Source organism: Salinicola sp. MH3R3-1, from assembly GCF_001937155.1.
Taxonomy (GTDB): Bacteria; Pseudomonadota; Gammaproteobacteria; order Pseudomonadales; family Halomonadaceae; genus Salinicola; species Salinicola halophyticus.
In genome coordinates, this window is the sequence record NZ_MSDP01000024.1 from 20,375 (window position 1) to 32,490 (window position 12,116).

Consider the following 12,116-nt stretch of genomic DNA (forward strand, 5'->3'; position numbering starts at 1 on the left):
TGTCGGGCGGTTTACAAGATTGGGGGTAATGGATCAGGCGGCTGCAGGATTGACGCTGGACAGTGGCCGGTGAACGGCACTCAGCGCTTTTTCCAGGTCCAGCGTTCTGCATTTGAAGGCGCTACAATTGGCACATCTCACGTTTTGACCTTCACCGTCGTTCATCGGCAGATGGAACTGTTGATGACCACAGACTGAACAGGTGAGGTCTAACGTTACCTTGATCACGCGCTCGCTCTCCAGGTGGAGGTTTGATCGTTGAGCGGTTGATTCTCTCGTGCCATCTTGAGCGTCAGGCCACGACACTGATTGAGAATCTGGATCGAGTAGTTGGGTGAATGGGAATCCGCCCAGTGCCCGATGGTATCGAGAAACTCGCCGCACTCGGTGCAGCTGATCTCGTCCCATTCCAGATGGGCTTCCGTCGAGATGGATTGAGCGTTACCGCAACGGGTGCATGAAATAGAATCTTTCACAGACAGCCCTCCTTGGCTGAAGACCGGCCATTCGACCGATCGTGGTGATGGCATTCCTTGCCGCGTCCTGCTGGGCATCCTTGCCCGATCTTGCCGGCGTCCTTGCCGGCTCCTGCTGGCCCGACGTTCCTTGTCGGCCCTACAATCTTCTTCGTCCCGCATTCGTATGCTGGCACAGCAACCAGTGCTGTACAAGGGTTGTACGGTGTCGAGTTTTTCGTCCAGTTATCCCATGTTAAGTCTTGTGTAGTAAGTGGCTGAATCGGCTGGGCGGCAATGGGGAAAATTTTTTCAGAATCTCGCCAAATCATCCTCAAATCCGCCTTGTAGACCCTTTTTCAGCCGCTTATCGACATGACATGCATTCTCTAGTGAACGTCCACGCCTGCAGACCGCTATGCTAGGGGTCAAGACACTTTGACTTCGGAATCTTCATGAACTCTCTGAGCCAGCACAAGGCGTTCATCTTACTGCTGACGCTAGTTTCCATCGCTTTCGTATGGCTGCTGTTACCGTTCTACGGCGCCGTCCTGTGGGCCGTGATTCTGGCGATCCTGTTCCAGCCCATGCAGCGTCGACTGGAACGTCGACTCCACGGGCGTCGCAACTGGGCCGCACTCATTAGCGTGGCGGCGTGCGTGTTCATCGTCATCCTGCCGATAACGCTGATCTTCGGGGCCATGGTGCGCGAGGGCGCTAGCGTCTATCAGCGGGTGGGAAGCGGTGATATCGATTTCAATCACTACGTCCAGCAGTTTCAAGGCTCGTTGCCGGTTTCGATCCAGGATTGGCTGGGTGATGCCGGTTTCGGGAGCTTGTCCGATATCAGCAACCGCCTGGCCTCCGCGCTCGAACAGGGGAGCCGGTTGATCGCGACGCACATGTTGAGCATCGGCCAGAACACCCTGCAGTTTTTGGTCAGCACCGGGATCATGCTCTATCTGCTGTTTTTCCTGTTCCGGGACGGGCGCTCGCTTGGCCAAATGATCCGAATCACCATTCCGCTGAGCGACGAGTACACCTACAAACTGATCGACAAGTTCACCGCCGTGGTACGCGCCACCGTGAAGGGCAACGTGATCATCGCCATCGTCCAAGGGGTGATCGGGGGTGTCGCGTTCTGGGCGCTGGGCATCGAAGCCGCGCTGCTATGGGGCGTGATGATGGCGTTCCTGTCGCTGCTGCCGGCGATCGGCTCGGCCATCGTCTGGGTGCCGGTGGCGGCGTATCTGTTGATCACCGGGGCCTACGTCAAGGGCGCGATACTGATCTTCGTCGGCGTCGTGGTCATCGGGCTGGTCGACAACTTCCTGCGTCCGCCGCTGGTGGGCAAGGAGACCAAACTGCCGGATTACGTGGTCCTGATCTCCACGGTCGGCGGGATGACCCTGATGGGCATCAACGGTTTCGTGCTCGGTCCTTTGATCGCGGCGCTGTTCATCGTGGCCTGGTCGCTGTATCGCCAGGAACAGGCGGAAGAGGTCGAGAGTCTGGAAGACGCCCCCGCATCGGTCGAGGCGCCCGTCCAACCTCAGGATCACCAGCCCGGGTAGATGGCATGTCGTTTGAATTGTTATACTGCTAATTAATTATCCCGGATTTGACTGATCAGGAGACGGATGTCTGATTTCCTTTCGCCTTTGCATGGAGCGTCGCCTTTGCATGGCGCGTCGCTTACTTATGGCGCGTCATCGGTACGTGGCGCGACCGGCTGGGTCGGCGCCATCGCGCTTGCTGGCTTCACGCTTTCGGGGTGTGCCAACTATGCCGGGCTCGAACCGCAGCAGACGCTGACGCCCATCAGCCAGCTGAGCGTGACCGAGGTTCTCGGGCGGACCCCGGTGTCGCCGGCGGCGTGGCCCGAGATCGACTGGTGGAAGCGGTTGGGCGACCCCGAACTCGACACCCTGATTCAGGAAGCGCTGAGCGATTCGCCGGACATCGCCGTGGCCCAGGCGCGGCTGCATTCGGCCAATGCCGCCATCGCCTCGGCCAGAGCCAGGGCACTGCCCAGCATCGATGCTTCCGCCGAAGTCTCGCGGTCGCGGGTCTCGAAGGTGGAAGATCCGCAAGGGCAGGGCAACTTCTACTCTACCTCGCGGTCGCTGCTGGTCTCGTTCGACTATGATCTCGATCTCTGGGGCGGTAGCCGCGCCGCCTGGGAGGCCGCGCTGGGCGAAGCGCGTGCCCAGCAGATCGAATACCGCGCGGCGGGGTTGACGCTATCGGTCAACGTGGCGCGGGCCTATGTCAGCCTGGCCACCGCCTACGCCATGCGCGACGTGGCTCAACGCCAGCTGGATCGTGCGCAGCGCATCAACGATATCAACGACGAGCTGCTGCGGGCCGGCATCCGTAACGAATCCCAGAGTCTGCAGTCGCAGGTGACGGCCGCCAACGCTCGCCAATCGCTGGAGTCGGCGCAGCAATCGATCCGCAGCGAGCGAATCTCGCTGGCCATTCTGCTCGGCAAGGGGCCGGACCGCGGCGAGTCGATCCCCCGGCCCACGGCGCTTTCGCCGGCCATCGCCGCGTTGCCCAGCGTGATCCCCGCCGAACTGATCGGCCATCGGCCGGATGTCGTCGCCGCGCGCTGGCGGGTCGAGGCCGCCTCTCAGAGCATCAAGGCCGCCAAGGCGCAGTTCTACCCCAACATCAACCTTTCGGCGATGGCGGGGTTCCGTTCGGCCTTGGGTGACTACTTCTTCAGCGAAGCGGCGAAATCCGGCAGCGTCACGCCGGCGATCTCGTTGCCGATCTTCGAAGGCGGCCGGCTGCGCGCCAACCTCGACAGCACCGATGCCGACTACGACCTGAGCGTGGCGCAATACAACCGGACCATTATCTCCGCACTGGGGGAAGTGGCGGACGACATCACCACGCTGGAATCTCTGGATCGCCAGCGCGAGAGCCAGCAGGAGGCGCTGGAGAGCGCGCGTTCCGCCTACGGTCTGGTGGAGGAGCGCTACCGCGCCGGGCTGGTCGACTATCTGGACGTGCTGAGCAGCGAGCAGCAACTGATATCGACCGAACAGAGCCTGACCCAGGTCGACTCGCAGCGTCTCGACCGCTCGGTGCAGCTCGTCCAGGCGCTGGGCGGCGGCCTCGCGCTGGACGCCGCCGTGCCGCACCACAGCGGCGGGTTTGTCTCCGCCCCGGACCCCAACGCGACCTCCACGAAATGATCGCGATCGTCGCCTAGGCATCAACGCCAACCGCCTGTTTTACGACGATTTGCGGATAGCGTTTTCAGTTGTCCGTCTCGGCGTTGATGATTATCATAGGCGCCGCCTGGCCGGTATAGCTCAGCTGGCAGAGCAACGCATTCGTAATGCGTAGGTCGGTGGTTCGAGTCCACTTACCGGCACCAGGCACATCCAGGGTTTGCGCCCGATCCCGCCTCGCGACATTTTTTTTCAGCCAATCGAGTTCCATCTTTAGATACCCGATCTCGCTATAGAGTTGCTCCAGGGCGACCGGCTGCGGACCTCGCTTGCCCTCGAGTCGTCTGTGGCCCCCTGAAGGCATCAGTCGGCACGCCGAATCGATCCGAGAGTTCGCATATCTGTCGCCAGTTCAAGGAGCGCTTACCAGCCAGGACGGCTGAAACCACCGGTTGCGCTCCAATTTCGGGTAGCCCGCTTTGGGATACGCCATGCTCTCGCATCAGGTAGCGCAATACGTCGACATCGGAGGCGTCGGGCAACGGACGATGTGTCTCATCATATGCCTCGATGAGATCGCCGAGGCGTTCGGCCAGGCCAGCTAGAGGATGATTCTCGTCATCACCGATGGTGTCGAGCAGTTCATCCAGCGCTTCTACCTTGGCGGCGTACTCGTCGTCGCTGGCCGGCTCGGAGAGCAGAGGGGCGATGTGAGCCCAATGCACGGCGGCTTGGTCAAGGATGGCGTTCATGTGTCACTCCTCCATTTGCCCTTGTCGTACTCTTTGTGGTCCAGGATGTCGCGGATATACACCCGTTTGGCCCGGTAATGGACGATGGCGATCAGCCTGATCTTGTTGCCGCCTATGTCGAAAACGTGGTGACGGCCGACCTTATCGGTTGCAGGGAAGATGGCTTTCATCGCTGCGAAGTCTTTCGGTTCGCTGACCTTCATGATTCGAAACCATGATTCTAGCGCGGTCGAGGACTGAGGCCATGTCCTCATGGCTTCCCAGATGCGCTTTTGAGTGACGATGTGCATGCGACCTTCCCTGTAGCGTTGAGAACAGGGTATAGCAATATGCTATATATAGCAATATGCTATAGCCCTTTGCGCGGGATCAGGATGGCCATGGCGTTTCGCTTGCGGCCATTGTCGTAAGCTCGATTTAGTGCACGCTGTGGTAGGCTTTCTAAAACTTATTAGAAGGTTACTGAGGTCGGCTTAAGCCGATCGGAACGGATACAGGATCGCAAAGTGAATAAGGGATCGCTGGTACCTGGGAACAAGAAATTGTGTTGGGTGGGAAAAGGGAAAGAGCGCGTCAGACGCTCAAAAATCCCAAGGGTCTAGCATCGAAAGAAAAGATAGATCCGACCAAGGGAACAAGTGATTTGAAGAATTTACTACTCAAAGCAATATTCGGCATTATAGGAATGTTTGTTGCTTTTTTAGGTGCCATGATAGTCATGTTATATATTATGAGACTAGGAGCGGAGCAAATTTATAAAGAGCTGAGGAAAATAGCAGATAAGCAGTTCGAGAAAATATCTTATAGCGTGGAAACGATGTAGAAAAGAAGCCGGTTGACGATGATAGTTATGAAAACATAGCGACAAGAAAAGTAAAGGCCGCTCAAGACCCGGTTTCTTTGGCTCTTGCTAGAGCATAGAAATGGGAAGTGAGTGCGTGGTTTTTCCTCAAAATGGACTGAGAGTAAGCTGGGCTGAGAAATTTGTGGACGATATGGCAGCTGGGGAGATAAGCGATTTTAGCGAAACTTTGCACATTTGTCAGAATGCAATTTTCTCAAGATGCTATAAAGTTTGCTTGAATAAGCTTATTAGTGTTTGTCCTCAGGCTTTTAAGGAGCAGGTCTGTACTAAGTCTCTTAGGCGGCCTTTACAGAATTTAGAGGTTGATTTTATAGTCTTTGAAACTGATAAGAGTCTCGTAAAGTTAGGCCAATGCAGGTCGTCAAACGCTTTAAATAATATTATGAAAAGTCTGGAAGATACTCAAGGGAGCGAAGTTGAATATGACTCAAAGGAAGAAAACTAACAGTGAAAGCAGTGGAGAAGGTCAACAAAAGTCCGCATTTATTGTAACTCCAATAGGGGGTGGTAATTCTAAAACAAGAAGAGCAACTGATGGCTTGATTGCAAGTGCCCTGGAACCAGTGCTTGAGAGGCATGGCTATTCGTGCGAAGCGTCACATAAAGACAATAATCAAGGTTCTATATCGGGGAGAATCATATCGCATCTAGTAGATGATGATTTAGTTATAGTAAACTTGACAGATTTGAATGCTAACGTAATGTACGAATTAGGTGTGAGGCATTCAACGTCCAAGCCAGTGATATTGATTGCTGAAAATGGAACTGAGCTTCCTTTCGACACCAGGGATCTCAGAACAATATATTACTCTGATGATATGATGGGGGTTATCGAGTTGAGGGATCAGTTAAATGTAGTGCTGGGTGATGAGGAGGCTTTAAACTCAAATAAGTATCACCCTATATTCAATGCGCTGCAAGGTGATATGGTACAAAATGCGTTTAAAGATAAGATTCAGAAGATAGATCTTCCTGAAGGAGTGGGTGGGTTATTAGAAGCTTTGGTTTCTAAAATTGATAGCATTGAAGAAGTTGTAAATAACTTTAATTTCGGGGTGGATAGGTCTTCAAGAAACCGGGCGGTTAAAACAGCTGGTCAATTCATAAAATTCATGGAAAGTGCGGGCTTTAAAAAGTTTGATTCTGTATTGTGTAACGATCAGTTTTTTACAGACGGAAAAGAGTTGATTGTCAGGCCGCTTTCATTAAGTGAAAGCAATACAATTGCAAAGTATTTGACTGAGCATGATATAAAATTCAAGATTGGGAAGCTATATGAAACTGAGATTTATAGTACTGCCCTTCTAGATTATAAACATATTTCTGATTTAGACGCTCTTCTAATGTTCTGAGGTGTTCCGTGTCAACCAACTGTCAGCTGCGTTGACGCTTATAGACGTGCGTTGACAGTTTGGGCCCCGTAACTGGCTGTTTTACGGGAAAAGGTGGCCAGTGACCTATGCCGGGACGAATTCGTAATGCGTAGACCGATGGTCGATTCACCTCCCGCCACCGAGCCATCGGTGATGATTTTGGGTGAACCAAGGTATTCCAAACCGCCGAATCCGGCGGTTTTTTTGTGGCTGAGACCCTGAATTGGCGTAGCGCTGTGGTCTTCGATATTCAGAGGAAACGCCTCAACCGGCGTTAGCTGTAGCCGTCGATACCGCCTGCCGTCGTTTGACTTACGCATCGTTGCCTTGGTGACGATGACGTCCTCTGATTCCGGGGCTATCGTTAAGGTGCTGTTGGGCGAGCGGGCGAGGGCCGTGATGGTCGTTGCCGAGCGTTCGCTCGACAGAAATCCATGGAGCCGTTTGGGAGGGAATTCGATGCCACAGGGCCAGGAAATGATGAGGGAGACGTCCGACACGTTCCATGCCAAGGAATGGTTGCGTCGTTATCAGCGTGTTCGAGCCGCCACCGAAGCGATCTGCGCGCCGCTGCACAAGGAAGACTACATCGTGCAGAGCATGCCGGACGTCAGCCCGCCCAAGTGGCATCTCGCTCATGTCAGCTGGTTCTTCGAAGCCTTTATCCTCAAGCCTTTTCACCCCGCTTATCAGACCCTCGATCCCGCGTACGACTACCTCTTCAACTCCTATTACGAGACGCACGGTGTGCCGTTTCCGCGCGCCGACCGCGGCATGATTTCCCGGCCGACCGTCGACGACGTCTATCGCTACCGGGCTCATATCGACCGGGCGATGCAGGAACTCCTCGAGGAACCCCCGCAAGCCCATGTCGAGGAGATCCTCCGGCGTGTCGAATTGGGGCTACCTCACGAGCAGCAGCACCAGGAGCTGCTGTTCATGGATATCAAGCATATTCTGGCCCAGAACCCGCTCGGCGCCGTCTACCGAAACGACTTGGCACCGGCCCCCGCACACGAGACCGGCGAGCTTCGATGGCATGGCTATCCCGCCGGGATTCGGCTCATCGGCCATGACGAAGCCGAGGAGGGTTTTGCCTACGACAACGAGATGGGCCGGCACCGTCAGTTCGTCGAAGCCTTCCAGATCGCCGACCGCCCGGTCACCAATGGCGAGTTTCTCGAGTTCATGCAGGCGGGAGGATACGACAAGCCCGATGCCTGGCTGGCGGACGGATGGGCCACGGTCAAAGCCGAAGGCTGGAAGTCACCGCTCTATTGGGTCGAACGCGATGGCGCCTGGCATCACTTCACCCTCGGCGGCCTGGTGCCGGTCGATCTCAATGCGCCGGTCTGTCACGTCAGCTTCTTCGAGGCGGACGCCTATGCCCAGTGGGCCGGCGCCCGGCTGCCGACCGAAGCCGAGTGGGAAACGGTCGCGCGTGATGTCCCCATGCAGGGTAATTTCATCGAGCAGGACCATTTGCAGCCGGTTGCCGCTGCATCGCCGGAGGAAATGTCGGGACAGATGTTCGGCGATGTCTGGGAATGGACCGGCAGCGCCTATCGGCCTTATCCAGGGTTCAAGAAGTTGCCAGGGAGCCTTGGCGAGTACAACGGCAAATTCATGTCCGGGCAGATGATTCTTCGTGGCGGCTGTTGCGTAACGCCGGAAGACCATATTCGTCCCACTTATCGAAACTTCTTCCCCCCGCATGCCCGTTGGGCTTTTTCCGGTTTCCGCCTGGCCAGGGATCTCCCGACGTCAGAATAGAGGCGGTGTCGGAATAGCGGTGGGATCAGAATAGGGGCGGGATTAGCACAGAGGCGTTGTCAGAATTAGCGGTCGGTAGACGTTAGACGCCATTTGGCGGAACCGGTGACGAGTGGCACTATAGCGCTCCTTTTTTTACTGGTCCCAGCGTCACGATGGTCAAACGATATCTCGGCAAGATGAAGGGCTCGCCACCGAACCGGAAGGCACCGGATTGGCGCGATGCCATCTGGTCGTGGCTGGGGGCGTTTCTGGGCATGGCAGGCGTCGGTTGGGTGAGCGCTCAGTCGCTTCAAACCCATTCGCTTCTGATGGTCGGCTCTTTCGGGGCGACCTCAGTGCTGCTGTATGCCGCGCCGGAAAGCCCGCTGGCCCAGCCGCGTAACGTGCTGTTCGGCAATGTGCTCTCGGCGCTGTGCGGCGTGCTGGTCTGGAAGCTGCTCGGTGATAGCTGGGTCGCGGCGGCGGTGGCAGTGTCGACCTCGATCCTGCTCATGCAGCTGACCCATACGCTGCATCCGCCGGGTGGGGCGACGGCGCTGATCGCGGTGATCGGTTCCGGGGAACTCCATACGCTGGGCTGGTCCTACGCGTTCTTTCCGGTCGCGACCGGCTGTCTGCTGATGCTGCTGATTGCGGTGTTGATCAATAATCTGGCACGGCATCGCCGCTATCCGCTGCACTGGTGGTAGGGCGCGCGGTTCGCGCAATTGCCGCAGCGGCGGCTTCGATTTCTCACCCTTCTCGCGTTCCGGGTACTACACCTTTCAGGCGGCAGCGGCCGCTGGCTCTCCCTACACTCGGGGTTTTCGTCGTGCTTCCGGCAAGACTGGCGAATCCACGTCGGCGGATCAACGGGATGGGGATGCCATGAAAACCCTCGGATGTTGCCTGATCGTGGGCTGGATGATGAGCGGGGGCACGGGCTGGGGAATTGCCTGGGCTAGCGAGACGGGCGCCGAGTCGACCACGGGTTGCGCCAATTTCCGCTGCGAGTTCGGCGATGTACCGAAAGCGCATTCACCGCTGATCGTGGAGCCCTTCGTCTCTTTCTATCGCGACTCGGTGGTCAAGCCGATGCGGCCCTACCGCGATTGGGAACCCACGGCCCGGCAAATGCCGGGATCCCGCCAGCCCCGAGACGACACTTCCGGTGAAGCGGGGCACCGGTCCTCGGCTCGGGATTGATCGCCGTGCGGTGAACCGCCTCGGCCTGTCTTGGGTGTCACCCGCCTGAACTTGACCCTCAAACCGTCGCGCGGGCCATCACGCGGCGTTGGCGTGCCCGTGTCCGCAACGACGTTTCCGGTCGCGAGACAGGGCGATCATCGCTTTTTCCAGATCCGCGGAATAGCACTTGAATGCGGCACAGTTGGCGCATCGCACCTGTTGTCTCTCCTCGGCGCGTATCGGGAGAAAGAACTGGTCGTGGTCGCAGATCGAGCAGGTGAGATCGAGCGTGACGCGAATCATGACGCACCTCTGGAGAGGGTGAAGGTTTTGAGCATCGTCGTTTCGTGGGCGATAGTCTGGCGCGACGGTATGACGTGGTGATGAACGGACGATGGCGTTCGCGTGTCCTGATCTGAGCCGATCTGACGCTCATTTGGCCGGAATTGACATAAGTTATCGTGACTGCGAACGCCGGCTGGCACCGTGGATGCACTAGACGAGAGCCATCGGCTCCGACTGTCGGAGTATTGAAATTCCCGTACTCTTTTCTAGGATGAGTATCCCACTGAAAAACAGCTGAGGATTTATTGACCCTTTCCTAATCAAGTTTAGCGCCTAGCGTTATCCCATGGTGCACCGCACCTAGGACTGGATCTGAAACCTGATCACAAACTCGGAGGTGATTGGATGTCAGTACAGACCGCATCCCCCAAAACCCAGAATTCCACGTGGACGGAGCAGGATCGCTACCCGACTCGTTTGCGCCAGCCGCAGGACGCGCTCTGGCAACAACGGCAGGAGGACGTCGTCAAGGGCCGCCATCTCGATGGCCCGCTGAACGACGAGCAACTGAATCGTTTCCAACGCGATGGATTTCTTTTCGAACCCAATTTCCTGGGTCAGGCAGAACTCGACGAGCTGTGCGCCGAACTGGCCGTCATGCTCGACCGGGACGACTTTCGTGATCGCGATTTCTCGATCACCGAACCGCGCAGCCATGAAATCCGTTCGCTGTTCGCCATTCATCATCTGTCGCAGCGCTTCGCCGAGCTGGCGAACGATGCGCGAATGGTCGGCCGTGCCCGCCAGATCGTCGGTGGCGATGTCTACGTGCATCAGTCGCGGATCAACTACAAGCCCGGCTTCCACGGCAAGGGCTTCAACTGGCACTCGGACTTCGAAACCTGGCACGCCGAAGATGGCATGCCGGGGATGCACGCCGTCAGCGCTTCCATCGTGTTGACGGACAACCATCATTTCAACGGTCCGCTGATGCTGATCCCCGGTTCGCACAAGGTATTCGTGCACTGCCTGGGCGAAACGCCGGACGACAACCACAAGCAGTCGTTGAAGCAGCAGGAACTCGGCGTGCCGAGCAACGACGCGCTACGTGAGTTGATCGAGCAGCGCGGTATCGAAGCGCCCACTGGCGCCGCTGGCGGGCTGTTGATGTTCGACTGCAACACGCTGCATGGTTCCAACGCCAACATGTCGCCGGATCCGCGCAGCAACGCGTTTTTCGTCTACAACCGTCGCGACAACGCCTGCGTGCAACCGTTCGGCGCCAAGAAGGAGCGGCCCTCGTTCCTGGCTCACCAGCCGGACGAAGTGTGGACGCCGCAGCAGGACACGCACTAAGACAACAGTGCGAGGGCTACAGTGATCTCGCCGCGAACCGCTTTCGAGAGGTAATGATTCGCGGCAGGTCGGGCTGATGCCATAAGCCGCCGTTGGAGGTAGACTCGCTGAGTCGCCGCCAGCGGCGGCTTCTTTCGTTTACGGTCATCGCCTTTGCCCTGGAGCTCGCCATGCCTTTCATCACCCGATTTACCGACGGTCTCGAGACCGGCCTGCCGCTGGGCAAGATTCTCTGCGTGGGGCGTAACTACGCCGAACATGCCAAGGAACTCAACAATCCGGTGCCGACGTCGCCGATCCTGTTCATCAAGCCGTCGACCAGCGCGGTCGAGCTCGAAGACCCGATCGAACGCCAATTCAGCCATGGCGACGTGCACTTCGAGACGGAGCTGGCGCTGTTGATCGGCAAGCGCATGAGCCAGGTCAGCGCGGAAGACGCGATGAGCGGCGTGATCGGCGCGGGGTTGGCGCTGGATCTGACCCTGCGCGACGTGCAGTCCGCGCTCAAGGAGAAAGGCCATCCGTGGGAGCGGGCCAAGGCGTTCGACGGCGCCTGCCCGCTGTCACGCTTCGTGCCGGTGGAAGGGGATGTCGACTGGGAAGCGGTGACTTTCCATCTCGATATCAACGGCCAGCGCCAGCAGAGCGGCCAGACCAGCGACATGCTGTTCGGCCTGCCGGCGCTGCTCGAGGAGATGACCCGCACCTTCACCCTCGAACCGGGTGACGTGATCCTGACCGGCACGCCTTCCGGCGTCGGCCAGCTTCCCCGCGACGCCGTTCTCGGGCTGTCGCTGTCGCTGGGGCTGGATGTGGGCACGCGCACGCGATAAGGCCACTACGAGCTACGAGCTACGAGCTACGAGCTACGAGCTACGAGCTACGAGCTACGAGCTACGAGC

13 protein-coding genes and 1 tRNA gene are annotated in these 12,116 nt (G+C 57.6%); 10 read left to right on the plus strand and 4 right to left on the minus strand.

The window, feature by feature from the left end; all coding sequences use genetic code 11:
- Nucleotides 1–224: 224 nt before the first annotated feature.
- Nucleotides 225–476, minus strand: a complete 252-nt coding sequence (locus BTW08_RS14465) for a hypothetical protein (protein ID WP_075563238.1) — start codon at nucleotides 474–476, stop codon at nucleotides 225–227.
- A 434-nt stretch (nucleotides 477–910) separates the two neighbouring features.
- On the opposite strand from BTW08_RS14465, the gene BTW08_RS14470 reads away from it, so the two are divergent.
- The 3 genes from BTW08_RS14470 to BTW08_RS14480 all read left to right on the plus strand — a co-directional run bounded on the left by BTW08_RS14470 (nucleotide 911) and on the right by BTW08_RS14480 (nucleotide 3,846).
- Nucleotides 911–2,029 (plus strand): AI-2E family transporter, encoded by a 1,119-nt coding sequence (locus tag BTW08_RS14470; RefSeq protein ID WP_075563239.1) that lies wholly within the window; start codon nucleotides 911–913, stop codon nucleotides 2,027–2,029.
- A gap of 66 nt (nucleotides 2,030–2,095) precedes the next feature.
- Entirely contained in the window at nucleotides 2,096–3,661 is a 1,566-nt protein-coding gene (locus tag BTW08_RS14475) for an efflux transporter outer membrane subunit (RefSeq protein WP_083627896.1), read from the plus strand.
- A 109-nt stretch (nucleotides 3,662–3,770) separates the two neighbouring features.
- Nucleotides 3,771–3,846 (plus strand) — tRNA-Thr (locus BTW08_RS14480).
- Between the two features lie 84 nt (nucleotides 3,847–3,930).
- Here the strand turns inward: BTW08_RS14480 and BTW08_RS14485 are convergent.
- Together BTW08_RS14485 and BTW08_RS14490 are read right to left on the minus strand one after the other, a co-directional pair.
- Nucleotides 3,931–4,392, minus strand: a complete 462-nt coding sequence (locus BTW08_RS14485; RefSeq protein ID WP_075563240.1) for a transcriptional regulator — start codon at nucleotides 4,390–4,392, stop codon at nucleotides 3,931–3,933.
- On the minus strand, nucleotides 4,389–4,682 hold the full coding sequence (locus BTW08_RS14490) for a type II toxin-antitoxin system HigB family toxin (protein ID WP_075563241.1): 294 nt from the start codon (nucleotides 4,680–4,682) through the stop codon (nucleotides 4,389–4,391). The genes BTW08_RS14485 and BTW08_RS14490 overlap by 4 nt, the downstream gene beginning before the upstream one ends.
- A gap of 254 nt (nucleotides 4,683–4,936) precedes the next feature.
- On the opposite strand from BTW08_RS14490, the gene BTW08_RS19020 reads away from it, so the two are divergent.
- The 5 genes from BTW08_RS19020 to BTW08_RS14515 all read left to right on the plus strand — a co-directional run bounded on the left by BTW08_RS19020 (nucleotide 4,937) and on the right by BTW08_RS14515 (nucleotide 9,591).
- Nucleotides 4,937–5,215, plus strand: a complete 279-nt coding sequence (locus tag BTW08_RS19020; protein ID WP_139313670.1) for a hypothetical protein — start codon at nucleotides 4,937–4,939, stop codon at nucleotides 5,213–5,215.
- Between the two features lie 458 nt (nucleotides 5,216–5,673).
- Nucleotides 5,674–6,609, plus strand: a complete 936-nt coding sequence (locus tag BTW08_RS19025) for a hypothetical protein (RefSeq protein ID WP_139313671.1) — start codon at nucleotides 5,674–5,676, stop codon at nucleotides 6,607–6,609.
- Nucleotides 6,610–7,089: 480 nt separating this feature from the next.
- Nucleotides 7,090–8,403 (plus strand): ergothioneine biosynthesis protein EgtB, encoded by a 1,314-nt coding sequence (gene egtB, locus BTW08_RS14505; RefSeq protein WP_210403255.1) that lies wholly within the window; start codon nucleotides 7,090–7,092, stop codon nucleotides 8,401–8,403.
- Nucleotides 8,404–8,558: 155 nt separating this feature from the next.
- Nucleotides 8,559–9,095 (plus strand): HPP family protein, encoded by a 537-nt coding sequence (locus BTW08_RS14510; protein WP_075563244.1) that lies wholly within the window; start codon nucleotides 8,559–8,561, stop codon nucleotides 9,093–9,095.
- 178 nt (nucleotides 9,096–9,273) lie between these two features.
- Entirely contained in the window at nucleotides 9,274–9,591 is a 318-nt protein-coding gene (locus BTW08_RS14515; protein ID WP_075563245.1) for a hypothetical protein, read from the plus strand.
- 78 nt (nucleotides 9,592–9,669) lie between these two features.
- Here the strand turns inward: BTW08_RS14515 and BTW08_RS14520 are convergent, their stop codons facing one another.
- Nucleotides 9,670–9,876 carry a hypothetical protein gene (locus BTW08_RS14520; protein ID WP_075563246.1) on the minus strand — a complete coding sequence of 69 codons (207 nt, stop codon included), beginning with the start codon at nucleotides 9,874–9,876 and terminating at the stop codon, nucleotides 9,670–9,672.
- A 387-nt stretch (nucleotides 9,877–10,263) separates the two neighbouring features.
- On the opposite strand from BTW08_RS14520, the gene thpD reads away from it, so the two are divergent.
- The gene (thpD, locus tag BTW08_RS14525) at nucleotides 10,264–11,214 is read left to right on the plus strand and encodes an ectoine hydroxylase (protein WP_075563247.1); all 951 of its coding nucleotides are present in this window, start codon (nucleotides 10,264–10,266) and stop codon (nucleotides 11,212–11,214) included.
- Between the two features lie 170 nt (nucleotides 11,215–11,384).
- Nucleotides 11,385–12,047, plus strand: coding sequence for a fumarylacetoacetate hydrolase family protein (locus tag BTW08_RS14530; RefSeq protein ID WP_075563248.1), 663 nt, complete (start codon nucleotides 11,385–11,387; stop codon nucleotides 12,045–12,047).
- Nucleotides 12,048–12,116 lie beyond the last annotated feature (69 nt).

Bases quoted from the DNA above. Each gene is read 5' to 3' on its own strand.
- BTW08_RS14520 (WP_075563246.1), bottom strand. From the start codon at position 9,876: ATGATTCGCGTCACGCTCGATCTCACCTGCTCGATCTGCGACCACGAC.
- BTW08_RS14470 (WP_075563239.1), top strand. From the start codon at position 911: ATGAACTCTCTGAGCCAGCACAAGGCGTTCATCTTACTGCTGACGCTA.
- BTW08_RS14515 (WP_075563245.1), top strand. From the start codon at position 9,274: ATGAAAACCCTCGGATGTTGCCTGATCGTGGGCTGGATGATGAGCGGG.
- BTW08_RS14475 (WP_083627896.1), top strand. From the start codon at position 2,096: ATGTCTGATTTCCTTTCGCCTTTGCATGGAGCGTCGCCTTTGCATGGC.
- BTW08_RS14490 (WP_075563241.1), bottom strand. From the start codon at position 4,682: ATGCACATCGTCACTCAAAAGCGCATCTGGGAAGCCATGAGGACATGG.
- egtB (WP_210403255.1), top strand. From the start codon at position 7,090: ATGCCACAGGGCCAGGAAATGATGAGGGAGACGTCCGACACGTTCCAT.
- thpD (WP_075563247.1), top strand. From the start codon at position 10,264: ATGTCAGTACAGACCGCATCCCCCAAAACCCAGAATTCCACGTGGACG.
- BTW08_RS14530 (WP_075563248.1), top strand. From the start codon at position 11,385: ATGCCTTTCATCACCCGATTTACCGACGGTCTCGAGACCGGCCTGCCG.
- BTW08_RS14485 (WP_075563240.1), bottom strand. From the start codon at position 4,392: ATGAACGCCATCCTTGACCAAGCCGCCGTGCATTGGGCTCACATCGCC.
- BTW08_RS14510 (WP_075563244.1), top strand. From the start codon at position 8,559: ATGGTCAAACGATATCTCGGCAAGATGAAGGGCTCGCCACCGAACCGG.